The sequence below is a fragment of the Acidovorax sp. SUPP3434 genome (genome assembly GCF_030159015.1).
Lineage (GTDB): Bacteria > Pseudomonadota > Gammaproteobacteria > Burkholderiales > Burkholderiaceae_C > Paracidovorax.
The window spans coordinates 1-576 of sequence record NZ_BQXL01000047.1; the positions used below are offsets into that span (position 1 = coordinate 1).

Genomic DNA, 576 nt, shown 5'->3' on the forward strand with positions numbered 1-576 from the left:
CCCCCAGCGCCATCAGGCGGTGGGCCACTCGGTTGGCTCTCGCATTGAGCTCGCCATAGGTCAGGGTCTGATCCTCGCAACGCAACGCAACGGCGCCAGGCTGGTTGATGGCCTGCCGCTCCACAAGGTGATGAAGCGGCTGCGCATCCAGCCCGGCCCTCAGGGAAGTGCCCTTTTGCCGCAAGGACGCGTCTTCCTCGTCATCAAGGACCGCCACTTCTACGGCCGCCATCGATGGCCTGCGGGCCAGCGCCTGGACCAGGCCCTCGAGGGTCTGCCTCACGTATTCCGCGACGCGCTGCGCTCCGATCTGGCGCGCAATATGCGCCACCAGCTCGAAGCCGCCATCCCTGTCGTTCACATACAGCCCGAACGGATAATTGGTGCGCTCCCGCGTTCCAAGAATTTCCATGCCTTCCCAGGACTGGCCTGAATCCTCGGACGCAGATGCCCCGTGGCGGTAGTTGAGCAAGGCGGTGAACAGCGGCACCCCCGCCTCCAGCCCGCTGCAGCGCTGCGCCAGCGACAGGCTGGCATGCTCGTGCTCCAGCAGCCCCGTCAGCGCAACATGCGTCT

1 protein-coding gene is annotated in these 576 nt (G+C 65.8%); it reads right to left on the bottom strand.

Annotated features, from left to right (window positions below; all coding sequences use genetic code 11):
• The coding region (locus tag AVKW3434_RS24195; RefSeq protein WP_349816846.1) for an AMP-binding protein at nt 1-576 on the bottom strand (576 nt) is incomplete at both ends.